A 25,783-nucleotide genomic window follows, 5' to 3' on the forward strand; every position below is an offset into this window, starting at 1 on the left:
AACGGGGGTCGGCCCGGGTATTTCTTTCCGGACTGATGAATCAAAAAAGATTGTTTCAGCAACTTCTGGTGGTACGCCTTTTTTCGCGCAGTATTTCAAAATGCGTTCGTACTCTTCAGTCCCGAACTCATCGGACTCAATCGCATCGGCAAGGGATTCTGCAACGCGATTGAGTTCTCTGGCAGCCTCTCCTTCGTTTTCGATTATTCTCTCGGCCTTTGCTGTGCCTATTCCCTCGACTTCCGTAAGGTCGTCAACAGTAGCGTCGGCAAGGTCTGCGACTTCACTGAACCCAGCATCTCTGAGGTTGCTAGCGGTTTTCTCTCCAATATAGGAATGGTTTTCTGCGGATAGAGACTGTGCAACTTGAGCGGGTTCAACGTCGTCGCTGACGACTTTATTACCATCTGTGATTGATTCAAAGATGTTCTGGTACTCGGTGCCATCAACAGTGACGGAGTTATCTGGTTGCCGTTCCGCGAGCTGCTGCTGGAAGGCTGGGGATTGGAGTGTATCAATTCCAGGCCCTCCCTCGACGAATCTGTAGATATAGTCCTCGCCGGTAGCCGGGCCTTGTTCCTCTCCTACCCATGGCCGATTTTCTTGAAAGTCTGTTCTCTCAATAGCGTGTTTGGATGCTTCCCCCGGCGACTCGCCGTTATTATATCTGTCAACCGCTTTCTGAGCGTAGAACTCGGCTTCCGCTTGGTTCGCCGAGGCCCTTTCCATACCTTCGTGTAATCCTCCACCGGTCTCTTCTGGGTCAGCTCCAACGCTTTCAGATTGAGGCGGTTCAAGATTGTCAAAGTCAATCCCTGTAACTTCTTCATGCTCTAAGTCGCGGAATGCATCGTCTAATTCTCTATCTTCGGGGAGGGATACTTGCTCATTTCCAGACAAGACTGCCTCGGCGTTGTCGAAGTGGTGTTCTTCTAACCGGAGTTGATTGCTTCTCCCCTGATCGGCAGGTTCAACAAACACCTGCTGCACCGCCTCGTTTTCTGCACCTACTTCTTGAGCAACAGAGATTGTCTCTATTTCGGGCTCTTGGGTTTCAATGAACCCCTCCTTTGCTGATGGCTTATCTCTTCGGACAGGTTCTCGTTCACCCGGCTGTGCGGCCTCCCCGTGACCGGCGTTACTATCAAACTCGTACTGTTGGGTACTTCCCTCGCTAACAACCTCTATCCCATCTTCGCTATACTTCTCAGCCCGCGATCCAATCTCAGATTCGTAAGCGGTTTCTGTTGCTTGGGCTTCGTCGACGAGGTCCTGCCAAGACTCTTCGTCGACGTCGCTCTTGGCTTTCTCGACGTCGTCTTCAATTTCTGCTTGGAACTCGCCTACCGTGGCCTGAGTGTTTGAATTCTCTGCGTTGGAAATCGCATCTTCAACTGATTGCTCCCCGGCGGCCTCGACGTTGACTCCACCCGTATTTTTCTTTTTCTGCATGGTGGGGAGTTAGATTCGCTCGCCACATTCCGGACACCGGACAGACTGCCGCTGTGGGGTGGAAAGGACCGTTTCAAATCCCTGGTCATTACGCCAAGTCCCGCTGTTTAATCGACTTCTGTCTTCGTTTTCGAGACGATATCCTCGTTCCCTGTCTTCGTTTTCGTCGACGTAACCGCAGTTCGGGCAGTGCAGTGACATGCTGTTAGTCTCCTTGGATGTAGCTGCTGGTCGATGCTTGTTCCGAAACGTTCCGAGTGGTGATTCCGAGTGCGTTTCCGACTTGACCCTCTAACTGGTGATACGCTGAGCGCATCTCGTCTGTTGACTGGATTTCTGGCTCGTACCGCTGTCTCCACTGGTACTGCCCCGCTGCTGCAACAACGAATTCTGGGACCCGTTCGAGGTACTTCGGGGATAAGAGTCCGATGAGAAATACATCCGGCATGTCGTGGTCTCGGCACCGGTTGAGGTCGTGGAAAAGTTGCTTTCGATTGTTCCCTTGCTTGGATGAAAAATACGGCGAGACATATATCGCAACTGTGTCTACGCCGAGTGCGTCAGCAGCGCTTAGACATAATTCCCGCTCGCTGTGTGTGATTCCTTTGAATAATGGAATAATAGAGGGGGCATATTCTTCGAGTTCTGATTGCATGTAAGCGGCCCCGGTCATGCAGTTCTCAATACATTCAGCCCGCTCATCAGTGGGCTGGCTAGCATATACAGAGACATCGGTGGGGATGTGATATGTGGGATTGAACTCTCGGACAATGTCTCGCTCTTCGCTCCACGAGATGGAATCTAGGCGTTCATCGTTGATCGTCGACGTGGTGATGAATTTGGTGGTGCCAGACCCCCATGTCGTTGCGGTATAACCGTCTTCTACTAACCGCTCTGCATGGTGGAGCTTCAGCATCGCCCAGTTTGGTTCAACGGTTTTGACGAATTCACGGTGGTACGGGGTTGGCTCAACCCGTGCAACGCATCCCCGGATCGGGTTGTTCATCGTTTCACCCACACTATTTGCATCTTACTTTCCATATAATCTGTCTCAGTATTAAAATATGGTGTAGATACCTCTTTATTGACCACGTAGACAGCCCGGACCGGCCATTCACCACATTTTAAATAATACAGACAGTGAAGACTCAGTATGGAGATAGATGATTCATTATTGGCTCTTTTTCATGCCCAAATCACCTCTACTGCAGATGAGTTTCACCTCCAAATTCCAGAGTCTGAACTAGAGATTGGAGAGCTTAGCGAGTCTGAAACGTATAGAGTCGCAATCTTACCTTCTGGCGAGAGTGGGGGTCCTTCAGATGGCTCGTTCAAAGAGCGGCAACCAACGGAAGAAGAGATGTCGGTAGACCATGATCCCACACCGCCTGTATCCGAAGGAGACCGCCGAGATGTCCACATCAAGAGTAAAGGAGATGAGGGGGATGGTGTCGCTTTTATCGATACAGGATATGCTGTATTCGTCTCTGGGGCACAGATCGGGGAGAATCTAACAGTAGAAATTGAAACAGTCCATGACAGGTTCGCCTTTGCAGAGCCTATCAATGGACAGATGGCTGAAGAAGTTAGAACATGATTTCGGTCGCCAGTGATACGAGCTCATCTCCAATTCCATCTACACCAGACGTCCGACAGATATCGTAGTACTCGTCGAACTTGCTGGCGTGAGAAGACTGGGAGAGAGTAACCCCGACAACAGGGAAGTGCGTCTCTGAGAGTGCAGCGAGATACCGCTCTCTGTCGTGGGGCTTCCCATCCGAGACGACGAACATGAAGGGGTAGTGCGGTTCTTGACGAATACGTTCTCGACTCACAACCAATGCATCAGTGAGGGGCGTCCCGCCACCCGTTTTTCCACTGGTCAGATTGCTCCGGACTTGTCGAGTTGGAGTCCCAAAGGGTTTGACCATTCGGGCATTCCCACGGTAGAGGTCAACTATTGCGACATTCACACCAAGTTGTTCTAACGCTAGTGCGAACCCACCGATAGCGACTTCAGCTGTTGAAATTTGCCGAGCCATCGACCCAGACCGATCAAGCACTAGTACGACAGAGTAGGACTTCTTCTGCCCGTCAGTTGTCTGTTTGTTGATTGCGAGATTATTGACTGACAGTCGGTGGCTCAGAGAGGGCTCAAATGTACCAGTCCGAGTCCCTCGGCGTTCGTCCGTTGTCTGATTTTGCTGTAGTGACTGTTGAAGTGGTCCTTTGAGAATGTGAGATTCGGTGATGATCTCTTCCCACGTTTCAGCGTTGGTTGGCTCGTCTGATGGGTCAACCATCCGTAGCCGGTCCACCTCCCCGTTACCGCCTTCGAGCGCCACCTGTAGGCGTTCAATCTCTCGCTCCAGTTCCTGTTTGTCCCGCTCTAGTTTTCGCTCTTCTCGGGATGCTTTTCGACCCTCCCGTTCAACGAGAGCCGATTCTGGCTCCTGACCGGTTTCCTGAGCGGCTTCGGCTTCGCCCCGACCGGAACCCCCTGATTGTTTCTCGATGGGGGCCTCCCCATCGTCACGCTCCGCCTCGTCTTCTCCTTCTGGTCGGGAGTCCTCCTGCTGGTCTACGTCGGTCGCCTGATTGTTCTCCTGTTGACCTTCTGTCTGAACACTGGAGTCTCTGTTTTCTTCTGAGTCAGATGATTTTGCGGAGTCGTCCTTGGCTGTCTCTCCACCTACTCCTTCATCACCGTTGGTTGAATCCTGAGTTGGCTCTCCGGCCTGTTGACCCGAGGCGCAACTGCCTCTATCCTCTTGATTATCGCTCTCGGGAGATTCGTCATCGGCTGCCGCTCTGGGACTTTCGGGGTCAGTGTCCTGCTCTTCCTCTTCCTTTCCGGAATCTGAATTCTTGTCCCTCTCTGATTCGGCTGTCTCCTCTGCCTCAGTCTCTGTCCCCTTTTTGTTGGTGGCTGATTCCCCCTCTCCTGTCTCGTTTTCTTTCTTTTGTTGATTGTTGGCTCCGCTGTCCTCGTTTTCTTGCTCAGACCCACTACTACTGCCCCTGCCCTTATCGGGAGTTTCACTGAGACTGTCGGAGTCGGATGAGATATCCTGATTATTTCCTTCATCGCTTTGTTCAAGCGATTCTGCTGATTCTTTTTCTGACCCCATGTCATTCTGGCTGTCATCCCCGCTGTTGTCGACGGAATCTTCTTGTCCTTGTTCCCGCTCTGGTGGACTTTCGGATAACTCGTCGAGGAACTCGTCTAAGTCGTGAACGAACTCTATCATCCGACGCACAGCGGCTTTCCCGTCTGGCTCAAACCCTACTGCGTCGAGAGTCTGCTTCAGCTCGGGGAGAACAGCAGCGTAAATTTGTTTATCCTGTGGAGACCTCCACTGGAGAGACTCGTTAGAATCGTCCTCCAGCATCGGCTGGAAGTCAAACGTCTCGCGGGCTTTCCCGTAATGGATTGTTGCTGATTGGATCGCAGTGGCCCACGTGATATTCTTTGGATTTGGAGTCTGTTCAGGAGGGACATATGTGAAGTTATGATGAGTGAACATCAACCGTTCCTCGGCCCATTTCCCCTCCCCCTGAATGAGGGCGTTTTCGATTCGGTAGTCTTCGAACCCGTTGATACAGTCCCAGTAGAGGTCGCTGTATGGCTGAGAGAATTCGGCCCGATTGAATATTTCTTTGAGAAACGGCCCTGGAGTGTACCTATCGTGACCATGTTCGTGAAGTGCTAATCCATACTGGATCAGCCGGTTTGCTATTTTTTGAGAATAATCGTGGGTCCGCTGGGAAAAGTCCCTGGCCGGAATCTGGATTGTAGGTGCCTCTTCCCTACTGTCTTGGTTGATTCTGGCTGTGCGGAGATTTGGAATACACTCCACTGAAAGCCCGTCAGTACCGCCGAGTGAGAGCAGATATTCTCGGATAGAACTCTCTCGATACCCTGACGCAGCAACATCTGGGATTTGAGCCTCTGCTATTTCTGCAGGGTCGTCTGCGGGACTAACGGTTGGACTCATTCTACACTGGCAAGAGGCTGAATACGCTCCCAACTGACCCTTGCCTATCTCAGAAAAGAACCTGCGGCGTTACAGGTCGCGCTGCTGGACTGTTTTCCGGTCGTTCTGTTCTGCACGCCGGGCGGCGTCTTCGAGGAGTTCGCCGACCTCTTCATCCAGGGCTTCGTAGAAGTCTGCAGAAACGTTCATGTCACTCAGCTCTTCCTTGACAGCGGCTTTGACTACTAGGTCTGCCATACAGATATAGTGTAACCGACCCGACTTATATGCCTTTCCAACGTCTCTGGGGTTCTGCTGGCGATTTCAGTAGAAGGTACGGCTACTTCCTTCGTCCGATTCGGGTTCAATTGGTTTCTCGCCAGTAAGGTCTATATCCAATTCGTCTGCAACGATATCAAACGTCTCTCGACCTCTAAACACTAAATTGTTGATGACTTCTCTATATTCCTGAAGGCCGAACCCTGGGTTATACGCATATATAGGGCACACGACTCGGATACCGTCAAAAATCTCCGTGCTATCGTTGCCGTCCTGGTACTCGAGGACGTGGATGTCGCCATCGAAGTCCCGCAAGTCCCTGTCTTCAATTATAACCTCCCGTGCGGCTTTGGCTTTCGGAAGATTTCTTGGACTGAACCCGTCTTTGTTTGTCAGTCTCGTGACCGCACTTCCACTCAGATATTCCGCTGCTGGATCAGCATCCACCCGTACTGTGGTATTTCTGGACTCTATGTGAAGCCCAAAATGACCCAGTTCGTTCGAGGATGTATCGTACGAGTGTACGATTGTATCCCCATTCGCGATAGCGGCACTAGCAACCTTCCCAGCTGCCTCGTAATGGTCTCGCATAGCCGATTGCTTTACTGGCTACACTGTTAAACCCGGAGGTCAGATGGAGGTTGTCTGGATAACTCTGGTTCTGCGACCCTGTGCTCAACTGGATTTAAGAAATCACTTCGCCTACTTTTGCAGTTTCAATCTCAGTGGGTTCGTCTCCCACTCCCAAGTCTGAGAGCCTTCGAATAAACTCATCGAGTAATTCCCGCGCCTCTTTGCCCGTTCCCCCTGTGGCGATTACCGTCTCGTAAAATGCACAAATCTCACCAGCATGACCTGGCGGCTCATAGAGTAATCCATTGAACCGCTCGGGTTCGTATGTACTCTGCTCAAGACCTAACCCAATAGCGATTGCATTCAGATTGAGAGGGGGACTCCCTCTACTCCAGTGACCAATACTGACCCTGTCTTCTTCATCGAGGTCTGCGAGGGAAGAGGGCATCTCCCAGCCAGATTCATCTCCCCAAAGCTCGGGGTAATCTTTGATGTCATCACCGTGTTCTGCGCCACTTGCGTATATCCACCAGTCTCGAAGGACGGATTTCTCTTGTGATGGGAGCGAAATTAACAAGTCAAGTGCTGGTTGAGGGTTTGTCACTGGTGAGATTCTATTCTGCTACTTTACTAAAATTAGTGTGGTGACCCCGGCCATCTGGACTGAGTATTTACACATCGAAGGCGGGGGGTCCCTGCTCAAAATTCTGAGAGGCCAATTTGGTCTGTACGCTTACTTTCTACTTGCTTCACCGCTGCCAGAACCGCTAAAATTGTCATATCCGGGTTCCAGAATGTGGACCGAACCTCCGTGTCGACACCCCCTGAGTTGCCGTGGATGACGGTCTGGTCGGGGAATGTCGCCTTCTTGAATACTGTATCAGGGTCGACAGACCCAGCGGCGACCGCTTCATTGACCCCCTCCGGTGGAAGGTCGACATCAGTGGCCGACAGCCCGACGTAGCATTCGCTATTTCCTTTGTTGTCTTGGACTCGCACTCTGTTTGCGTTGTATCCGGATTCACCCTCGACAGTCCCGAACGGCACGACTTGAACAATGGCATCTGAGTTGTCTGAAACCACTGCACCGTCCAAGACCATGCTTGAGTCTGTAACTATATTTTCCTCTTCTTCGAGGGCTACGACTGACCATCTGTCCGGTATCTGCTCACGTATTGTTTCGGTGTATTCTGCAAGAGAGAGTGAATCTGTGGGAGAGTGAGTGTTATCTTCCTCGTCAGTATAGAAGTTCTTCACGCAGACGTCGACGTCGGCGTCCATATCGATGCAGAGCCGACAGTCTCCACACTTCACACTCTCGTCGAGGTCGTGGGCACATCGGATGCCATCATCTGGAATTTCCTCAACAGAGTCTACGACAATGAAGCGCCCCTTGCCATAGTCACGGAAATTATTTGACTGATTGACGGCCACTAAATTAACTTCTTCCCATGGTAGGTCCGAGATGGCGCTGTAGGTGTAAGTATCTACGATGTTGTCCAACCGCTTTCCAATCGTCTCTAGTTTCAAAATATCCTGCCGCGTTGCGAAGTCTCCTGATTCGTTAAACCGGAGGGCGTCAATTGGATTCCGTTTTCGCTCTGCATGCCGACGAAAGGCTCTTGCCCACGTTTCGCCGTCTAGTAGCGACCAGATGATCGCTTGACGACGGCGGTAATCAAGTGGCTGTGGATAATTACGCTCTGACTTGGCGGCATAGCAGTGCTCTTCTTGACAGTAAGCGAAGATTGACGCAGTCGTGGGCGGAGCCCAGGTTGTAGATAGCTGTACCGTCTGCGACTTTTTTGTTCCCGTAGCTAATGTGATTTCCAAGCAACCGCGACCACGCTTCAATATAGTCCTCTGAAAAGAAGATAATGTCCCGAATCTCTCTACGGAGTTCATCGATACCTTCGACTTGATCTACCGGAAACGAGTAGAGTTCCGTAGGTGCAATGACAGAGTCCAGTTCGTTGTCCTCTGGAGGGTCTGGAAGCCGGTCGACAAGTGGCCCGTCTGTAATTTGAGAAAAACCACCGAGACGGGACTGAATAGACATGCTCTACCTCTGCATGGGGTCTCAATACTCTAGATCGGCTCAGAAGCGGACTTCGCTAGAAATCTTCGCTCAGACTCTTTTGTTCGCCCGGAGATAGAGCGTCGCAAAGTGCGCTGTATCGTTCCCCTGGCCGGAGGCCGGCGTGTGGGTCGTGTACCTCGTATCCTCGCGCTTCTAGTTCCGTTTGGATTGGGTCGATGTATTGCGCCCCGGCCAAGATAGTCACTCCGTCGACGTCGCGAGATTCTAGTACTGGCAGGAGCTTCTGCAGAACAATCGCCCCCCATGTATCATTCCGGCTTGAGATTTTCCGCTCGTAATCTGGGATTGGTTCCGTAGGATGTAAGAACCCGTACTCTGCGGAGAGTATTCCCCAGTCATCGCTGTGCTCTTTTGCGTATTCAACGCGCTTTCGGAAATTTCGACTCGGCTGGTAGAGATTGCGAGCAAGGTGGATGCCGTCTTGTTTAGACTTTGAGCAACTGACCAGTGTGAAGGAAGTCATGTGTGAATATCAACTCGTCTCTTCAACTGTGAATACGATCCCTTTGACGGTAGTCCTCGGGGTCACTGGCTGGTCATAGTAGGGAGCAAGAATTTCGGAGACGGGTTTTTCCGTATGAACTGCTGAGTGGTTCGCGTTTTGGAGCTTCAGGTACTGGGCGGCGGAATCGGCTCGACTTGTGAATGTCGATTTGCACGTTGCAGTTGCCCATTCGTCTCCGTCTTCACTGGTGAGCGTGAGCGTATCGCCAGATGTGATTGTCGGATACCCCAGCCGTAGTGTGGCTGTTTTCTCTCCATCAAGGATCGGATTCTTGTGCTTCTCGGCGAAGGGAATTATCTTATTGAGACCGTCAGAAGACACGGGAATTTCGTCAGAGTAGATGGCGAGGATATCAGCTAGACCTTTTTCTGTGTAGTCTTTCTCGCCTCGGATTCGGATACCGTACCCGCCGTAACTGTTCCACAGGTACAGACCTTCCCACCCAGAGATCGGGATTTTGAATGCTCGCCAGTCCCTTATTTCGGCGGCAACCTCTGTGTAGTCTGAGTGCAACTCATCGACAGTTAAGTACCCATTTTCTTCCGGAGCGAATTGTGCGTGGTCATCCTGAAGAGATTTTACTGATTCTCTCTCTAAGGGGAGGGGATGCTCTTCAAGAATACTGAAAGGCGGCATTAGTTTTCCACCTCGTCTAAGAGTTCAGTCACGGAGTCTCCATAGACGTTTTCAAGGTGTTCCCAGTCGGTCCCTTCATCGTATTCCGGTCTGATTTCCCCATCCTGGCGTAAATCTTCGACGAAGGCTTCGACTTGCTCTTCAACTGTGGCATCTTCTAGCCCTAAGGCTTTCACGGTGGCCTTTACGCCACAAAATTCCTTTCCGTCTGCAGCAAGTTGCCATAAAAGCAATTCCCTCTGGCCGTACTGTGCTATTGTCTCCAGGTACTGCTGCTCGGTTTCTGAATGCATATTGTATCCCGCACCCGCTGTTACTGTCTTGAAAACCTCTCTATTGGTGGCCCGGTGTCCGTTATAGAACTTCAACCCAGTATTCCAGAGGGCGCTTCTGTGGGGTGATGATGAGATAGTCGTCAGGACCTTCATCAAGGACGTCTTCGATGAGGGTTCCTTCAGCGACCTCCAACTCGTGATCTTCCAGGGTACTCCCCGTGATATCCTCGAACTCGTCTTCCAGCCCCAGATCACGAATCAGTGTTTTGTAATACCCTTCAACGACAGTTCTGTCGGATTCTACCAGAGTCATTGGCCCTCCTCGCTTTCAGGGCTGGCAGACTGGTGGCTCTCCAAGCGTTCAACATCTTTGACGCTCGCAGAATCGAGAAGATTGGCTGCCCGGAGCCCGGTCAGGTCCTGGCTGAGTTCACGCCGGACAGCGTCTTCCACCGTCTCATCTTCATTCCTAATGACTCCCATCGAAACCTCCAGCGTCGCAGATACCCCCACCGATGGGTCTTTTTTGTTACTATCACTCATATTCCACACTGGCAAAGTACTGAAATACGACTCTGGGCCCTCAGTGCCCTTCTACATGTAGACGAGGAGGAGCGCCCGGTCAGATAACGGAAGGCGATTTATTCTAGTAGGAACTGCTTCTCGTTTTCTACGCCAGGTAGACTGATTCCCTCAGGGGTGTGTTTGGCGTATGGCCCCCGGATGCTCAAAATGTCTTGCCGGCGACCGCGAGATTCGACCTGCAGTATGGTTAGCAGGTTGTGATCGTCGACGATCTGCTTTGTCATCCAGTTAGATACCGGGGCTGAGTAAGTGAATAGCAGTACATTTTCAGAATCCTCCACTCGAACAGTAACTGTTTCAGATTCCTTATTGAGGATGATTTCAACCGGATTGTCTTGCTCGTTCGGCGGCACTAAACAATAGTGCAACGAGGTTTCTGTTTTACTCTTCCACTCCCCAGGTAGACAGTCGCAGAACGCTTTGATCTCAGTAAGCATGGTCACTTTCGGATACCTTGTTCGGCTGAGTCAACGAACTCTGCTTCAACATCTATTGCATCGGTGAGTGCATCCACTGAGAAGGGAGCGTGTCGTGTGACTGTAATGACCTCCGGCTCAACATGGTAGTCGACCAGCAGGCGTTCAAGCCCCTCTATCGCCACCTCCAGCGGGTCGGCCATTCGAACGGCCATTTTTGGCTGGTCGGCAGTCTCCCAGCGGTCTAGTCGGTGCGATTTGTCGAGGTTTTTGATTCGGGCGGGATACTTGAGCTTCGGCGACGTTGAGCTTCGGTTTGTGGATTCCCATTTATCGACGCTGTACATCGAACCGTCGGTATCTTTGACCGTTATAATCCGTTCGTGACCCATGGTTAGTTCGCCTCTGAGAGGATACGTTGAAACTCTTCAACAGCCCCGCCGGTGAGCGCGTTCCCGTCGTCAGTAATCGAGGCCAGTTGTTCTGGAGTGAAGTAGTGGTTGTTCAGCCCGCAACTATCGCTCAAGACTTCGACATCGAACTGCTCGTGAGCATGGAGTTTCTCGAAGAGGGACACCCACAGCGATTTGATATGGGCCCCTTCCTCACCCACCTGTAGACAACTAACTTTGAGTTGACCTTCTCCTACTTCATGAAAGTCTGGAACTCCGGTGTCTTTGGTTTCCTCGATGCGAATATCGACTTCATCCCAGAAGTGGATTGGTTGGCCGAACTCAAGCGGTTTCAACTCAGACGTTTCTGACTGATCTTCCAGCCAGTCGTTGGCCTTCTGTGCTTGCGATGGTTCTGCGAGTCGGTAATTAATATATGCTCCCATAGGCGTACTTGTTCCTGTCCAACACGGTCTGGACATCTGTGCGACAGTACTGAATACGGCCCTTAGCGAAATTGTGCCTCAATCGCGACGGATTTGATTCGAGCGGGGGTACTCTCTCTGGGCTGTTTGATACCAACCTCGTACGTCAAAAACCAGCCTTTGAAATCCATTGCTTGGCACTTTTCCTCCCACGCCGGCGCTTCTGTGATAGATTCTAACCGACGATTGATTTTGGCTGGAATCGTCTGCTGTCGGCCTTCTTGGAACTGATTTCGCCGCGAGTCTGAAACGGCGAGGGGGACTCGTATATATGGATCTGAGATTTTTGCGGCGACTGCTCGTTTGATTTCGACGTATCGAGAGGGCTTAACCTCAAATTCTAAAGGACTGTTGCTCTCTTTCGGGGCTCGGGAACTGAGCGGTACTGCACTGATTCCGTCTGGAAACCGTGCTCCAGTCTCCGTTTCGAACTGCCCATCTACACTGTGCAGCCACTGCCGGAGCGTGTCCCGTCCCACTGTCACTGGAAGGACCCACACGGGAACGAAGCCGCCTCTAAGCCGTTGCACGTATCCATGAAGTGGGCGGGGGATATCGACGTCGAAGTTAGAGAAGCTCAAATACCTAAAATTCATACAGGGACGTGTTCTGTAGCTGTCTGAATATCCGGTTAGAGGTTGATATCTTCTGCCCTTTCGATGGCCGCTTCGATGTTGTGCTTATTCGGCTGGCAAGTGTGGTAGACGACGGCTTTGGCAGCTCGACGAAGGGTTGCTCCGGGGCGAGCGGATTTGAAACAGATTTGAGCGAGTTCTCGTGTAGAGAGACGAGGGAGGCGGTTCTGGTTCTGGCCAGCGAAGACGTGGTTCTTGAACTCTAACTCTGCTTCGGGACTTTCATCTGGGTCTGCATCCGCGTCTGGGACGCCCGGACGGAACCCTTCTGCCCAGTCCACTAACTGTTCCAGTTGATGCTTGGAGACAATCCGCTGGCCACGATTGACCATGTGGTCCAGCAGCGCGACCTCGTCTCTTTTCGGGAGGTAGTCGATCCAGATTTCCTCCCAGCGACTATCGGACGCTTCGTTACTTGCTCCGTGGCCGGCAAACGCATCGGTATTTGGATTCCGCGTCCCGGTGATACGGAAGGCAGGATGTGGATCGATTTTTTCACCCGTTGACCGGAGCATGATTTGCGGGTCCCTTTCTGTCATCTGATGCATTGCTAGCCAAACGCCGGCGTCCGCTGCCGCCAGCTCGTTGATATTCAGCCAGATACCGTTCCTGAATGCGATGGGGAACAGTCCATACTTGAACGTCACCTGCTGGTTATCTTCAGGGATGTGGAACCCGAGGACGTCTTCGGTACTAAGCGAGGAGTCCATGTCTATAGAAAGCAAAGGTCGGTTCGTCATCGCACAGATGTGGGAGATTAGATACGACTTCCCCACGCCAGGGTACCCGACAAGACATATCGGGTACTCGTTTTCTGCAGCGCTGTAGCAGACATCGACAACATCTTTCGCTCCGGATAGCGTCCGCCGAGTCCAGATTGCCCGGTACGTTTCTCTGTCCGGGATGAGTGGATGCCCGTTGTCTTCGAGGACGGGGAGACCGTAATAGGCCGTCCGGCATTGTTCGACGATAGGCCGGACGGTTTCAATGCTGAGCCCAGAGTCCCGTGCAACGGTTTCTGGAGTCACGCCATTGAAGTCAGACCCACTGGTATAGCCAGCGGTTGCCAGGGCTGTTTCGACTTCGGCGTCCATTTCAGGGCATTTCTCCCCGATGGGGAGGTCCTCCCGTGGCCGACCGCAAGGCTGTTTAATATCCTCGGCGTCTACTATCTTGGTGACTGGATCGTGCCCACCACTCACCAATTCATCGTGCCACTCGCTGTGTTCTTGATAGGCTCGTTCAGTGATGTTGAGGCTTCCAGCGTTGGTTTTGGCTTCGGTGAGGGCTGCATCGAATTCCTCGTCTCGTAGAAACCCCTGGATTTGATCGGCATTTTCAAGGAAATCTTCAACAGTCTCGACCCCGCTATCCTCAAGAATTTCCACATCACTTTCTGACAGTGGCGATAGGGTTGAAACTGGCTGTGCCCGACCATTCGACTCTGAATGCGTGCTCATACCTGGACTACCTCACAATTGCTGATTTCCTAAATACTAGAACCAAACCACTCACACTGCTATTCTCGTACTGAGTGGTTTCGAGTCTAGAATAGTTGTTTTGCCCCCTCGCTGACGGTCGGGTAAAGTTACTGAAAAGAGCTGATGTGGAAGTGTTTCAGAGGTAATTCAACGTGCCCTCAGCGTTGTCAAGTCGCCCGTACTTCAATCGTGTATTCGGCGATATCTCCCGGGCTCTCTGCGATGGCGGCTTCAAACTCTGCGGCCTCGCCGGGTTCGTTCGGGGATGTTGAACCCTTCGGGAACGCGCTGGTTTCCCCGAGAGTTGTGCCTTCGGGGTCAACGAAGGTCATCACTAATTCGATGAACGCGGTGTCATCACTCGTGTTCTTCGCAGTCCCGGAGACAGCAACCCCCTCGGAGCCGTTCACTTGAGTGGCTTCTTCTGTCACATCCGTGACCTCTACGTACTCGTCCTGTTCTGCGGCGTACTCGATATTCTGCTCGATGTCGACACCCCCACCTCCTCCGCTACTAGAGCAACCGGCTAGGGACAGAGTCGTTCCAACCATTGCTGTGGCGAGGCCTTTAATCGCGGTACGGCGGTTCATATACATGCTACCAATTGAACCCTAATACTAAATACTTAATTTGTTAAGTGATACCAAAATAATACAAAAGAAAACGGTTGCCGGTCACCCAATCGAGGGCGTTTCGTCGACATAGTCATTCAACAGTGAGACAACGGAAGGGTCGAAAAGTTCGGAGACGTGCTGGATGTTCCATAGACCGGAGCGGTAGATTTCGGGCTTGGGCGAGTGATATCCCAGCCAGTTGAGGTCGGCTGGATTCGCCGTCCGGCGATAGTGGCTGACCATCGCGATTGTACTTGCTTCGATGGTTGCGCGGTCAGACTCTGGACCCGGTTCGCCAGGGACATTCACATATAGGAATGGCAAACTTTCGATGTACTCGGTGACCCGCTGTTCCAATTCGTGTTCCTGCTCGCGGACTTCGGTTGTAGGCGCATCTGGACTCGGCTCGCCCCAGTGAGGATACTTGTCATACCAGTCGTGTTTTTCGATGAGGGCGGCACCGACGTGTAACCGGAAAATAGACCCCCGATGATTGCCACCACCGCTATATTTCCCTCGCTTGTTCCCTCTATGCTGTCGCAATCGATTCCAGAGTGTGTTTGAGCTCCCTTCAGAGACGCCGACCGTTCCAATGCGTGTGAGCCGGTTGTCAGCGACAGATCCGGAACTCAGTGAACTCTCCGGTGAGAAAAACCAGTAGATGCCCCTCTCTGGCCAGTCATACGTCCCATCAAGTTCGGCTAACCGATAGGGGCCATCGATTCGTTCACGAAGCCGGCTGAGAACCTTGAATAGTTCGCTAACCGGCTCAGAATTGACTGTCGTACTAAGTTCACTGAGTCCCATTCTTACCTCCTTATTACTCTCGCAACTCGGGTCTGGTCCGCTTGATTCAGTAGGGCGTCCTCCTGCAAATACTATCGTCGACGGAGGCACATTGGGAGAGCCTTTCACCTACCGCTACCCGGCATATGGGGCACAAGCAAACCTCTTATCAGCCGCCACCGACCATTCAGCAAGAAGTAATTACAGGACCCTCACCCTAGCTGCTCTATACCGACTGTAGTGGATTAAAACTGATAATCGCACCAAAATTTTACATCAGTTACTATCCAGTTATTATCCAATGGCGGCACAATCCACAACAACTGAAGACAGTATAGCGGACTTAAAAGAAAAACTGGACCTCATTACCCGGTTTTACGCGATACTACATGCTTTCTTGAGAGATTGTCTTTCTAGTTACATTCACAAGGTCCTGATAACCACAGACATTGCACTAGTGGTCATCTTCGGATTATCGTTCGGTGAAGTGGCCCCTCTTGCACCGGCTCTTTACGCTCTTTTAGCCGTTCATCTGCTCTTCTATGGCCTTCCGACGGCACTTGGACTCTGGCATTTCGGCCTCGATGGGGTGCATCATGTCTTACCCACCAAGAGGGATAAGTACGATCTCACGAGGCGTCTTTCGGCATACCAGAAGAAAGCGAAACAGTATCCTCACCTCTGGTTAAAATCGTCTGTTGTCATACTTGCGTTCCCGTTTGTAATTGCTGAACTCCAGTCTCGGCTAAGTGGAACATCCCCGGAAACTGCTGCATTGATTGAAACAGTTTTCCCAGTTGTTCCTGTGATTCAGAGGTTTGTTGTAACTTTCCTGACGCTATTTATTCTCTTTCGGTTATTCCTCCACACTATCATGTTTGTAATGAAGTACCAGGTTCAATTGGCTGAGGAAGCGGCTGAAGCAATGGCTGAAACGCAGTAACCTATCTTTCCTTTGACCCCGTCACTTTGACGAAATTGTGTGTCATCCCGTTGTAGAGGTGAACCCAGTCTTGCTCGTCGCGTTCAAGGAGGAGCTGCAGGGCTTGGTTTTCCCCGATCATCCAGATATACTCCATCGCCTCTTCTCTCGGGATTTCTCTGTATTCGGTGATCGGCTCGGGGAATTCTTCGGGGTACTGTTTGTGGTAGTCTTGGACATCCTCGAGTATGGTCCCGTCACATCGGGGCATCTCGGTGGTGTCGCTATTGTCAATCGCTTCGAGGACGTCGGCGAGTTCGAATGAAGTTCTGTCGAAGAACTGTTCAATGGTTTCGCAGACGAACTGTTCGCCGGTGAGAATCGTCATTGATGCACCTCGTGATTTTCCATCATTTGTGCCATGTTGGCATACATTTCAATGGGGACGTGCTCACCTAGCTGGAGGGAGTATTGTCGTGGCTGGTTCACCGCTTCATCAACCGCTTCTATCTCGACCACGCCACAGCAATCGAGTTCTATGCCGAAGTCCGAGTCCCCGAAAGCGTCTAGGTTGACCTGCTTCTCGTTGATGTACCTCCAGAACCCATCTTCAACACTCTGAGATGGTGGGGCGTCCGTCGCGACCAAAATGTCAATGTCGCCCGGGTTGCTTTCGGCCATGTCCAGAAAACTACCACCGACGAGGGTATCGATTGCTCCAACCCATTCCGAAGACGGACCCGCTACAGTACTGGCCTGAAATTGATCCAAAGCACCTGCCACGTAGCGGTGGACTCTGCCGCTGATTTCGGTAAGACTCTCGACTCGGGCTCGGTTAGCAATTGCTTGTGACATCTCTCAGTCTGGCGAAGTACTGAATACGGCTGTATGCTACCGGAGTCCAAATGTACAGCCGAAGCAGTACGGTGGGCTGTTAGCGTTGTGGAATTCTTCACAACCTGGACACTGCTGGATTTTCTCAGCCTCCCCCCACTCGGTGAATCTGGGCTGGCAGCGCCGACTCCCACTGAAGGACTTCTCGAACCACCTAGTGACTCCATTCGGCCCCTGCACGACCCGGATTAGAACCGACTCATCATCGTTGTTAGAATCGCTGGTAACCGGTTCATCCTGCTTCGACGTTATCTGGATCTCCTCAACCTCGGTAACTGCCCCGTGGCTTGTGGCTATGCTCATGGTTCAGCGGGGCAGAGAACTAAATACGGAGATACCGACCCCGTCAGAATTCGTCAACCGCGGCAGCTCGGATTCGCTGCTTACTACGTGCTCGCTGCACGGCTTCGAGACCGCCGTGATGGAATGCGACGTATTCATCACCGTTCATCTTTTGCGGAAAGACGATGTTTCGATGGGTTAGCTCCCGAGCGGCCGCTTTGACTGCCTTGAGATTGGACGTCTCCGCGTGGTTGCAGATATCTCTGTAGGTAACCGGCCCCTGTGCTGAAAGAATAGTATCAAGGACTGCAGTGACAAATTCAGACGGAGCATCGGCCTGGTCACCAGCCTCTGCTATCTGGTCACGAACAAGGTCGTGCTGTAGGAACTCTTTGATTGCAGGATCGGCCTCAGGTTCCGAATCCTGTCCTTCGCGAGAGATATCGTTGCGGAGCAGTGGGTGGATATCGGCGAGACTTGCCCGGCTATCGACTGCTTCAAAGGAGGTGATATCACTCATCTTCGGGCACCCCCTCAGTATCGCTGCTGCTGGGCGACTGTGGGCTGGCTTCACTGTCTTCTCGCGGATCGTCGACGAGACGGTAGAGCGCTGTGGGACTATGAACGTGGACGATGCACTCGGCTGCATGGAGCTTGTCCAGACGCTTCTTGACCGTTTGCCGACTCGTGCCGGTCATGTCTATCAGCGCCCCGGTTGTCAGATTCCCCTCTTCCTGAAATAGGTCGAGGATTTCATCCATTAGATCATCAATCTCAAACTGGACCATAGAGAGCATATATTCGATATCTGTATATAGTCTGTGCATCCGACTTCAATCTTTGGTTCATATGAGTGATTCATATGGGTGAAAACTACACATGAACCCACTACATGAATCCCTAAATTGAAGGTGTTGGAGCTTCATAGGGTACTATATGGCCTCTCAGAAACGTGCATATCAAGGAAAAACGACGGGGTACTCGACGAGGAACTCGACCAAGAAGGAATTCGACCTCCGATGGCACGAGCTGAACGAGGCTAAACTAATCCCGGAGTCCTGGGCAGAAAACGGGGAGAGGCATGACATCCCAGAGGGGAAGGATGCATTTTACGCATTCCAAGCTAAGGCAGGACTACTTTTGGAATACGAGGTTGACCGACAAGGGACCCCAATATCTGGCCCACATCGAGAGGAACCGGGGCTGCGCGTCCTGTATGTCACTGCTGATGGTGAACGGGTCTTCGTACGGGAATTTATCGCTATTGAGAATGGCACACAAGGGTTTAAGCCTCCTTCCAGTTTTCCTTCAGTTACTGCCCCGATGGATCAGAACCGTGTGAGCGAGTATCCGAGGCCTGTGGAGGGCAGAAAGGCTGTTGCAGATTTATACGACAATAGGGTGTGTTAAAAATGGACGCAAGTCATATGCCGCGAACCGACGAACCGGTCGCAACAATTGTAAGGGCCCTAGACGAGGAAGATACTGCGCTCAACTGGAGCACCCTGACTAATTACGAGCAAGAGATACTCCTTGACATACTTGTCGAGGATGACACTCTTGAGAACCTAATCTCCATTCGAGATGAGATGGAGAAAACTTTCGATCAGATGGATGCTCCATGCTACATTGAAAATCAGATGTTCTTTGGGGCACAGATGATCCAGGAGCTCATCTGCTCCTATATTATCGTAACAGCTAGCGAATCCGACGCGGTTGATCTGGGCACAACATAGCGAGAGAGTAATCTTTCCAAGCGGACTTCTGCGAGCGCTCGTTCAAACTATCCAGTTTCCCCACTACCTCTTCTACCCCTTGATCAAGGTACACTCACTCACCGGTTTCTAGAAATCCTTGGTTCTTAAGATTCCTATCCCACGTTGAAAGGAAGTCGTCTATTTGTAATCCGGTTTCTTCAACCCGGTGAAACAGCGGGTCCTGACGGTATTCGACTGGGAGCCAATCACCCTTTTCGACGCTAAAAACGACTTCAGGGTCCCTCATCATGTCCCCCCGTTGTTTCCAGTATTGAGCAACGGATAGAGTGTCGTGCCCGATTTTTTCTATGACTAGATCCATGACACCAGGCGCAGAGACCTCGATGGTCTCGCCGATATCCATCTCTGCTGCTGAGTCGTAGCCTGCTTGGTCGATTATCTGTTTAACAGTCTCCATTGGTAGGACTCGTCGGAGCCCCAACTCTAGAATACACGCTCGCGATGACTGCAGAGCCCCCACTAAATTTGCCCCGGCCTATATACACATCTCAGCTGTGTGACGGTGCTGTCGTGTACTCCGACATACCGCTTTGTTTGGACCGACTGGTGGATTCCCCGCTGTTTGCGGCGAAGGCTGTTTGTGACGCTGTCTGGTAGCTATCAATAGCCCGCTTTGCTTCTCCAGAGAGAGACCGGGTCCAATCCCGTTTCGTCGACAGTTCTGAGTCGGTGAATTTGCTCAGTGTTGAAGCGCCGTCTGCTTGTGAGGTGGATTCAGAGATGAGTGTACTGAGTTCTTGCGTATACTCTAGGTACTCGTATGTACCAGGACGAAGCGCCATCTGCTTGTCTGTATCCCATCTTGGATCTTCGTCGGCTCGCATCCGCTGAGAAATCCACCCCCCGCTGTCTGCACTTCGGAGAGCGGCAATGACGCTATCTTTTTGCAGGGTCCTGAGTGAGACCCCAAGACCATGGATATCGACCGCCGGCGAAAGAGCTTCACGCACAGCAAGGATCACGTCTCGTTTGAAATCGGGTGCGGAAAGCGCGAACGAACCGATTCCGACGTAGTCAGTCAACGCCCCGTGGGCCTCTAGGTGGTCAATGTGCCGGAGGTAGTCCGCGACAGTCTCACCGTGAATGATCGACACTGGCTGGGCGGAGATACCACGGTCGCTGGCTTGGTTAAGCAAGGCCCGGTGAGCATCTGTGGTACGGTCCTGTAGACGCTCTACGGACATCTGGAAGGTTTCTTGAATCTGGGGGACTATCGGATAATCCCGGAGTGCCCACCGGTCCTGGTGGCTAACTGTGGTCTGCTCGACGTAGTTCAAATAATCGCTGTGACTATCTGGGTAAGAAAGGTCTCCACTCGTATTGTTTAGGAACGTTTCTGGATTCCCCCCGCAGTCAACGAAATGCTGCTCCTCGCATCCGACTCGCCCGTTGTTCTGAGTCAAATACGAAACGAGCGTATGCGTCTCCTCCATCGCTGCAAGGACCTTTCGGGATGTTCCGGATGCAGCAGAGTAGAAGAACGTAAAGTCATCGTCAAGGAGCTGCGGGTAAACTAATTCAGGGTCGTCCAGGGCCTCCACATGGCATCTCCGACAGAACCGCCCGGGCCGGCTATCGTGATATGCTTCTGTATCTCCCCGTCGCGTCTGGCAAAGTTCGACACCTAGCCCACCTCGACCACACTGGTCGCACTCGTTTCTCATTATTTATCCCATGAAAGCGGATGTCCCAATACGCCGCTGAGTTGTCAAACACCTCTGAGAAGTTCAACCGGGATAGGCAATGAAGTCGTTGGGAAACCTCTCTTCGAGCAGGCCGGCAGTGAGTCGCTCTGCATCACGAGCTTGCTCCTTGCCGTTGAACCACCCAACTTGGAGTATGCGAACTGGGGGATACAGTGCAGTGAAGTAGGCCCCTTCACTTCCTGGCTTGTTCAGATGCTGGTCGATACGGTCGAGGACCCGTTTTGCCATACCGACGTAAATGACCCGCCGGCTCCCACCAGCGTCTCCGTAGCGGCTTACACTCGCCGTGGATACCCCTTGTGATAGGGCAGTTGCAGGTCCCGTACCGCTTTGGAGACACTCAAGCACGTACACGGCATAGGTCCGGGGCTCTCCCGTGGCGAATGGGAGGGGTGCGCTGGCTATGGTAGACCTGCTTGTGTCGTGTTTGAACGGTAGAATCTGGTCTGTTTCGCGGTACGTCTCGGAGGGGACTCTTTCAACGATTCTTTTTCGAACTTCATCGTACATCGCTTCTTCACGGGTCCGGGTGATGGCAGTCGTAACGGGCCCCCGAATGACATAGTATAGATTCAACACACTAATACAAAAACCTCCGCCCTCCAGCGAATCTAATAGCGGGGTACGAAAACGGGAATCAGTCCCTGGGGTTGAGGGAACACTACCTTTGCGGGGCTGCGGGACGTCTTCGCGTACTAACGACACATTCGTATCAAGGCTCAAATGTGGCGACGTTGATTCTCCGCCGGGTAACAGTGAGGTCTGGCATGATCAGACCGACAATGAGGTTGAAGTGGAGAGTAGATACTCCTGAACTACTCGGTGCTATATGATCCTCTTCCCGCCAATTTGTCCTGTACCCAGTGATGATGCCTGTCGTATCGCCGCTTGAACCGAACGACGTAATGTCGTCAGAGAGTGTTACCTCTTCTCCAATCTCTCCGGGCAAGTGCATCGGGTCAACGGAGACCACAAAATTAGTCGATTCACACTGCCTGGAATATACGCCGACAGTGTCTTCGAAGGGTTTGGTTTGCCCACCAAGTACTTTGAGGTTGTTGTCATTGACGACCGTTTTTTCGCTTGTTGTTTCGAGGACGTGGTCGGCTCCATTGAATCCGGCGTGGCTGATAGGGGATGGATACGGGGACTCAGACAGAAGTCGGAAGTACCTCTCGAAGGCTGTCCGGAGTTCGGGATTTTCTTCTGGCACCTGAATCCCACGGATGGTTTCATATACGCTGTCTGGCGGTTCTGGCAGGTCGTCGCCGTTGCGGAAAATCCGGCCTGGTGGAATGTCTACCAAGAACGCACCGCGTGGCCCAGACACGAAGAGGTGGCCGGTATCGCACAGGATGACCCTCGTGGTCACGGGATCAATCCTTCCGTACCCATTCGATAGCCTGACGGCACGCTTCAAAAACCGCCACGAAATGTGTGTACGTCCGTCTGCACTCCACCGACAGTGGGTTTCCTCATTTTCAAACCGAGTATAGTAGTCTGGAACTTCGATCTCGGTTAGTGCATGCTCTCGCAGGTAGTCGTCAGCTCCGCGGATGATGATCCCTCCGCTTCCGGGTATCTTTTCGTGAGAAAGGCCGTCATGAAAATCACCGTCTAAACGCCAGTATTCGAGGATTTCCGCCGGTCCATACTGGACGGGTTGGACTTCCCAGTCGAATCCGTTGATGTTGGGAAGTCCTTCTCTATCTATCGAATGGGGCGCGTAGTCGTCAGCACTGCCTAGGATACCGATAGTGTGTGGGTCCTGTCGGTCCTGTGACTCTGGGTTGCTCTCAATGTCAATTCCGTAGTCGCCAAGACTTTGTTGACTGTTGCTCATGGACTGGACTTACTGACTCAGACTGTTATCGGTTCGCTGTTGGCTGTATAGTTTCTTCGCAGGCAAGCTCGATGCGATTCAACAGATGGGTACCGGAGAGACCCTCCGAGTACCGGATATTCTCCCATGATTCGATTCGTTATTGCCCGACCACCGAATACCGGGGCTATCCCCACCCGTTCTTATAGAAATTTGAGACTCAGCTGATTGATACAAAAACCATAAGAATATCTCTCCATTGCATATTGATATGGGCCGGCGTCTTGAAAAAGGCAATAGAGAGCGGTTATCACTAGAACAGACCGAATTCAAACCGTTCGAATTTGAGCAGGGGAGCAGTACCCACCACCTACATGCTCATAAAAATATCCGCCCTGTCGGTCTCCAAGACATCCTTGGAGTGTTAGACAATCTGTACGGGCGTGACCGGCAGGAGTTTCTTGGAAAACCTCTTGACCATGATGAAAGCGCCGTACTGACACTGTTCGAACCGGAGGGCGTCTGGGCGTTCGAAGACTACGACAAAATGAAAGTGACTGTTCAAATTAAGGAAGGCCATCGCGACGAATTCCTGAAACGAGTTGACTCACGTTTCGATGGAGACACTTACCCAAAACTGGGGATTGACCCTCAAGATGTTATTGAAACAGCACAGGACCATTTGACGGCCTCTGACTAGTTCTATCTAGGAACAGAACCCTGACTGACGGGAGGCTAGGGAACGTGACAGAGTAGGACTATTCGCCATTCTGCCGCAAGGTACCACTTCCATAGATTTTCAGTTTGGCTTCACAGTAGGGGCATTCTCCGTTGACCCACAATTCGAATTCAGTGCCGTCGACTGGGCTGTATCCCATGCTGTCGTTCTTCAGTGTCTCTACTTGCTGATTGCAGTGTGGACAGGTTTGATTCATAACTTTGGAATTAGTTGCTTGAGTCTAATCTGCTACTGGAAACCGGGTGACTGGAGGCTTCAGAACACTTGAAATGGGGTGTGGTCACTTCTCGTCGCGAGCGTTTTTCACGCATTCCGGGACTGGTGGGAATTCACGAATCCGTTTTTGCTCGTAGATACCGTACTGCTCGTTTTTAACAGTAGTTTCAAAATTAGGGGGTGATTGTTGCATTGATGCGCAGGCCTTTATCGCGAGTTCCCAATGTCCGTCTCAATGGCTCGCGAGGATGACGGCTACCCTCCAGTGTGGAAAGTACATTCGCCCCAGGATGAGCCGATAGGAGCAGACATTCGAGATATCCCGTTTAGTAATCCCGTGGAATTTGAACGGGTTGCTCGCCGTATCCCGCACCCTGCGATCCCAGCACTCGATACGTTACACGCTTCCCGCCGGAGTTTCATTTGGATCAGCGACATGCGCACAGAGGACGGGTTTACGCGGAAAGAAGCCCATGATCCAGACGGGAATCCGGTAGATTTCGGTCTCTGTGTCTACCAGTTCATCGAACAGACGTGTTTTCAGGGTGACCGTATTCCCAACTTAGATGCGGATGTGAACCTCCGGCAACTACTGGATACTCTGGACGGTTCAGAGGCCGGATACTGGAAGGCAGCAGTCGTTGCGAGAGCATATGACGACTCTGCGCGTGCTTTCGCAGACCGACTCAGTAAAAATTTGAATTACTGGTTGCCAGTTCGCCTCGGGTTTGATCCTGACGACCCGCCAACTCACAGCACGCTCTCACGGCACTGGCAATTTGACGAAGAGACTGAGGCAGCAATCGAAGAATTGGCCATTCGAGCTCGATATGCCGGTCTATGGGCCAGTGCGGAATTCCCAGCGAAACTCCGAGAGAAGGGATGGGGAAGAGAAGAAATACTCTCGTCCGAGGTTACTCTTGAGGAAAAGCTCGTCGCGATGAAGCACTTGATTGAGGAGGGCGTTGCGGTCATATCTCCGCATTTGTCGTTCGGTCGAGACCCCGATGCACCGGCATTCAAACTCCCCCCAGCGGCGTTTCTTACGCTGTTCGCGCATCTCGCACTCGAAAACTCGTATCTCAATACTGGCACCCGTACACTCGAATGGATGGATCTCCCCGCACCGGTGCCGTCTCCGGGGACCGTCTCCCAGTATACCGGCGCTCTCTCGGTTGAAGACATCGACGAGATGTTTGGAAAGGCGACGGCTGCACTCCTCAAGCAAGAACAAGAGCAGTCGGTCTCTGATTCCGCCGATTCAATCCTAGACCCACCGGTCCATCTGGCCTACGATACAACGAAAGTTGAGTGGTATGGTGATCGATCAACCCCGTGGACATCGGGCGTTTTGCCTCGTGACAATAGTGCGTCAGCGTGGGTGTTCGCAGTGCTGGCGATCGTCGACCGCGATATGTCCTATGTGTTAGGAGCGCTGCCCCTCCGAAGCCAGACCGAGATTGGAGAATATCTTCGCCGGTTCCTCCGGCGGGCCACCGGGATGTACGACCTTGATATCGGGCGCGTATATCTGGATTCAGAGCTCTATACAGAGACGGCGTTGACCGCCCTTCGCGAGTCGGACGTCGACTTTCTCATTCAGGCGAAGGATACCGGTGCAGTCAGTGATCTGCTCGATGCAGCGGTCGAAGATGAACCAGAGTACCGAGAAGGAGTCTCGTTTGGCGACTTCCCACTCTCAAGGAAGCCGAATGCGTTCGCGTGGCCAGTTCCAGACGAAGTGGTCGGAGCTGGTAACCGCGACCGCTCTCATGAGGCATTTCTCACAGATATGGACGTCAAGGCTCGAAGCCTCGAAGGCCTGGGCCACGAGTTCCGGGCGCGCTGGGGCGTGGAGACATCGATTCGCGAGATCAAGCGGCGCTATCACGCTAAATGCAAATCCAGTAAGCCGAGTATCCGAGCGTTCTACTTCATGATGGCGACGATCCTCTACAACCTCTCTCAGTACGTCGATAATCGGCTTGCTGACCGGCTCTACACTGACGAGATCGAATGGAGTGGCGAAGAACTACTGCATGCGACGCGTGAGGTACGCCCGGGGGGAGTACCAGACTGGGGCGGCGCGTTTGACCCTGCCGAAGCGGATGACTGGGTGGGTCTTCGGTAAGCGAATTCGCGGCACCTCGGTCGCGGAAGCTGTGCAACAAATCCCCCCGAATTTTGAAACAACTGTTAACAGTAAGTCGGGTACCCGTTTCGTTTGTCGCT

31 protein-coding genes are annotated in these 25,783 nt (G+C 52.2%); 6 read left to right on the plus strand and 25 right to left on the minus strand.

What is annotated here, in order from left to right; all coding sequences use genetic code 11:
* A partial coding sequence (locus tag D3D01_RS15505) for a helix-hairpin-helix domain-containing protein (RefSeq protein WP_233563412.1) occupies positions 1–1,452 on the minus strand: 1,452 nt, incomplete at its 3' end.
* A gap of 205 nt (positions 1,453–1,657) precedes the next feature.
* Complete coding sequence (locus D3D01_RS15510) at positions 1,658–2,458, minus strand: hypothetical protein (RefSeq protein WP_121512800.1); 801 nt, start codon at positions 2,456–2,458, stop codon at positions 1,658–1,660.
* A 147-nt stretch (positions 2,459–2,605) separates the two neighbouring features.
* Here D3D01_RS15510 and D3D01_RS15515 point away from each other — a divergent pair, with 147 nt between their 5' ends.
* Positions 2,606–3,049: a TRAM domain-containing protein gene (locus tag D3D01_RS15515; protein WP_121512801.1), complete on the plus strand. Its 444-nt coding sequence runs from the start codon at positions 2,606–2,608 to the stop codon at positions 3,047–3,049.
* Here the strand turns inward: D3D01_RS15515 and D3D01_RS15520 are convergent.
* The 15 genes from D3D01_RS15520 to D3D01_RS24570 all read right to left on the minus strand — a co-directional run bounded on the left by D3D01_RS15520 (position 3,039) and on the right by D3D01_RS24570 (position 14,715).
* The gene (locus D3D01_RS15520; RefSeq protein WP_121512802.1) at positions 3,039–5,450 is read right to left on the minus strand and encodes a vWA domain-containing protein; all 2,412 of its coding nucleotides are present in this window, start codon (positions 5,448–5,450) and stop codon (positions 3,039–3,041) included. The genes D3D01_RS15515 and D3D01_RS15520 overlap by 11 nt on opposite strands.
* A 69-nt stretch (positions 5,451–5,519) precedes the next feature.
* Complete coding sequence (locus D3D01_RS15525) at positions 5,520–5,687, minus strand: DUF1931 domain-containing protein (protein WP_121512803.1); 168 nt, start codon at positions 5,685–5,687, stop codon at positions 5,520–5,522.
* A 66-nt stretch (positions 5,688–5,753) separates the two neighbouring features.
* The gene (locus D3D01_RS15530; protein ID WP_121512804.1) at positions 5,754–6,299 is read right to left on the minus strand and encodes a hypothetical protein; all 546 of its coding nucleotides are present in this window, start codon (positions 6,297–6,299) and stop codon (positions 5,754–5,756) included.
* Between the two features lie 94 nt (positions 6,300–6,393).
* Positions 6,394–6,885, minus strand: coding sequence for a hypothetical protein (locus D3D01_RS24155; RefSeq protein WP_199725408.1), 492 nt, complete (start codon positions 6,883–6,885; stop codon positions 6,394–6,396).
* Positions 6,886–6,980: 95 nt separating this feature from the next.
* Positions 6,981–8,186, minus strand: a complete 1,206-nt coding sequence (locus D3D01_RS15540; RefSeq protein ID WP_147439910.1) for a hypothetical protein — start codon at positions 8,184–8,186, stop codon at positions 6,981–6,983.
* 209 nt (positions 8,187–8,395) lie between these two features.
* Positions 8,396–8,845 carry a DUF6884 domain-containing protein gene (locus tag D3D01_RS25020; RefSeq protein WP_121512807.1) on the minus strand — a complete coding sequence of 150 codons (450 nt, stop codon included), beginning with the start codon at positions 8,843–8,845 and terminating at the stop codon, positions 8,396–8,398.
* 9 nt (positions 8,846–8,854) lie between these two features.
* A complete protein-coding gene (locus D3D01_RS15555) occupies positions 8,855–9,523 on the minus strand; it encodes a hypothetical protein (protein WP_121512808.1) in 669 nt (222 codons plus the stop codon).
* Positions 9,523–9,816 (minus strand): hypothetical protein, encoded by a 294-nt coding sequence (locus tag D3D01_RS15560; protein ID WP_121512809.1) that lies wholly within the window; start codon positions 9,814–9,816, stop codon positions 9,523–9,525. The genes D3D01_RS15555 and D3D01_RS15560 overlap by 1 nt, the downstream gene beginning before the upstream one ends.
* Positions 9,817–9,877: 61 nt before the next feature.
* Positions 9,878–10,111: a hypothetical protein gene (locus D3D01_RS15565; RefSeq protein ID WP_121512810.1), complete on the minus strand. Its 234-nt coding sequence runs from the start codon at positions 10,109–10,111 to the stop codon at positions 9,878–9,880.
* The gene (locus tag D3D01_RS23740) at positions 10,108–10,281 is read right to left on the minus strand and encodes a hypothetical protein (RefSeq protein WP_158600473.1); all 174 of its coding nucleotides are present in this window, start codon (positions 10,279–10,281) and stop codon (positions 10,108–10,110) included. Before D3D01_RS23740 ends, D3D01_RS15565 begins: the two co-directional genes overlap by 4 nt.
* Positions 10,282–10,822: 541 nt before the next feature.
* A complete protein-coding gene (locus D3D01_RS15580) occupies positions 10,823–11,146 on the minus strand; it encodes a hypothetical protein (RefSeq protein WP_147439911.1) in 324 nt (107 codons plus the stop codon).
* A 47-nt stretch (positions 11,147–11,193) separates the two neighbouring features.
* Positions 11,194–11,637 (minus strand): hypothetical protein, encoded by a 444-nt coding sequence (locus D3D01_RS15585; RefSeq protein WP_121512814.1) that lies wholly within the window; start codon positions 11,635–11,637, stop codon positions 11,194–11,196.
* A 670-nt stretch (positions 11,638–12,307) separates the two neighbouring features.
* Positions 12,308–13,699, minus strand: a complete 1,392-nt coding sequence (locus tag D3D01_RS15595) for an AAA family ATPase (RefSeq protein WP_158600475.1) — start codon at positions 13,697–13,699, stop codon at positions 12,308–12,310.
* Between the two features lie 260 nt (positions 13,700–13,959).
* Entirely contained in the window at positions 13,960–14,382 is a 423-nt protein-coding gene (locus tag D3D01_RS15600) for an FxLYD domain-containing protein (RefSeq protein WP_147439912.1), read from the minus strand.
* A gap of 84 nt (positions 14,383–14,466) precedes the next feature.
* A complete protein-coding gene (locus tag D3D01_RS24570) occupies positions 14,467–14,715 on the minus strand; it encodes a hypothetical protein (RefSeq protein WP_233563414.1) in 249 nt (82 codons plus the stop codon).
* 778 nt (positions 14,716–15,493) lie between these two features.
* Between D3D01_RS24570 and D3D01_RS15610 the strand changes: the two genes are divergently transcribed.
* Positions 15,494–16,135, plus strand: a complete 642-nt coding sequence (locus D3D01_RS15610; protein WP_121512818.1) for a hypothetical protein — start codon at positions 15,494–15,496, stop codon at positions 16,133–16,135.
* Between the two features lies 1 nt (position 16,136).
* On the opposite strand, the gene D3D01_RS15615 is transcribed toward D3D01_RS15610, so the two are convergent.
* The 4 genes from D3D01_RS15615 to D3D01_RS15635 all read right to left on the minus strand — a co-directional run bounded on the left by D3D01_RS15615 (position 16,137) and on the right by D3D01_RS15635 (position 18,078).
* Positions 16,137–16,502, minus strand: coding sequence for a hypothetical protein (locus tag D3D01_RS15615; protein ID WP_121512819.1), 366 nt, complete (start codon positions 16,500–16,502; stop codon positions 16,137–16,139).
* Positions 16,499–16,795 carry a hypothetical protein gene (locus tag D3D01_RS15620; protein WP_121512820.1) on the minus strand — a complete coding sequence of 99 codons (297 nt, stop codon included), beginning with the start codon at positions 16,793–16,795 and terminating at the stop codon, positions 16,499–16,501. Before D3D01_RS15620 ends, D3D01_RS15615 begins: the two co-directional genes overlap by 4 nt.
* 559 nt (positions 16,796–17,354) lie before the next feature.
* Positions 17,355–17,810, minus strand: coding sequence for a hypothetical protein (locus tag D3D01_RS15630; protein ID WP_121512822.1), 456 nt, complete (start codon positions 17,808–17,810; stop codon positions 17,355–17,357).
* Positions 17,803–18,078, minus strand: a complete 276-nt coding sequence (locus D3D01_RS15635) for a winged helix-turn-helix transcriptional regulator (protein WP_121512823.1) — start codon at positions 18,076–18,078, stop codon at positions 17,803–17,805. Before D3D01_RS15635 ends, D3D01_RS15630 begins: the two co-directional genes overlap by 8 nt.
* A 148-nt stretch (positions 18,079–18,226) precedes the next feature.
* On the opposite strand from D3D01_RS15635, the gene D3D01_RS15640 reads away from it, so the two are divergent.
* The gene (locus D3D01_RS15640) at positions 18,227–18,700 is read left to right on the plus strand and encodes a hypothetical protein (protein ID WP_121512824.1); all 474 of its coding nucleotides are present in this window, start codon (positions 18,227–18,229) and stop codon (positions 18,698–18,700) included.
* 17 nt (positions 18,701–18,717) lie between these two features.
* Positions 18,718–19,026 carry a hypothetical protein gene (locus D3D01_RS15645; protein WP_147439913.1) on the plus strand — a complete coding sequence of 103 codons (309 nt, stop codon included), beginning with the start codon at positions 18,718–18,720 and terminating at the stop codon, positions 19,024–19,026.
* A gap of 94 nt (positions 19,027–19,120) precedes the next feature.
* Here D3D01_RS15645 and D3D01_RS15650 read toward each other — a convergent pair whose 3' ends face one another.
* From D3D01_RS15650 to D3D01_RS15665, 4 genes are all read right to left on the minus strand, one after another.
* Entirely contained in the window at positions 19,121–19,465 is a 345-nt protein-coding gene (locus tag D3D01_RS15650) for a DUF6908 domain-containing protein (RefSeq protein WP_121512826.1), read from the minus strand.
* 91 nt (positions 19,466–19,556) lie between these two features.
* Entirely contained in the window at positions 19,557–20,609 is a 1,053-nt protein-coding gene (locus tag D3D01_RS15655; RefSeq protein ID WP_121512827.1) for a hypothetical protein, read from the minus strand.
* Positions 20,610–20,795: 186 nt separating this feature from the next.
* Positions 20,796–21,284 carry a GIY-YIG nuclease family protein gene (locus D3D01_RS15660; protein WP_147439914.1) on the minus strand — a complete coding sequence of 163 codons (489 nt, stop codon included), beginning with the start codon at positions 21,282–21,284 and terminating at the stop codon, positions 20,796–20,798.
* Positions 21,285–21,486: 202 nt separating this feature from the next.
* The gene (locus D3D01_RS15665) at positions 21,487–22,617 is read right to left on the minus strand and encodes a hypothetical protein (protein ID WP_121512829.1); all 1,131 of its coding nucleotides are present in this window, start codon (positions 22,615–22,617) and stop codon (positions 21,487–21,489) included.
* A 250-nt stretch (positions 22,618–22,867) separates the two neighbouring features.
* On the opposite strand from D3D01_RS15665, the gene D3D01_RS15670 reads away from it, so the two are divergent.
* Both D3D01_RS15670 and D3D01_RS24575 read left to right on the plus strand, forming a co-directional pair.
* Positions 22,868–23,296, plus strand: a complete 429-nt coding sequence (locus D3D01_RS15670) for a hypothetical protein (protein WP_121512830.1) — start codon at positions 22,868–22,870, stop codon at positions 23,294–23,296.
* Positions 23,297–23,786: 490 nt separating this feature from the next.
* Entirely contained in the window at positions 23,787–25,682 is a 1,896-nt protein-coding gene (locus D3D01_RS24575; protein ID WP_233563416.1) for a transposase, read from the plus strand.
* Positions 25,683–25,783: the final 101 nt, after the last annotated feature.

The sequence above is a fragment of the Haloarcula sp. Atlit-7R genome (assembly GCF_003666065.1).
GTDB lineage: Archaea > Halobacteriota > Halobacteria > Halobacteriales > Haloarculaceae > Haloarcula > Haloarcula taiwanensis.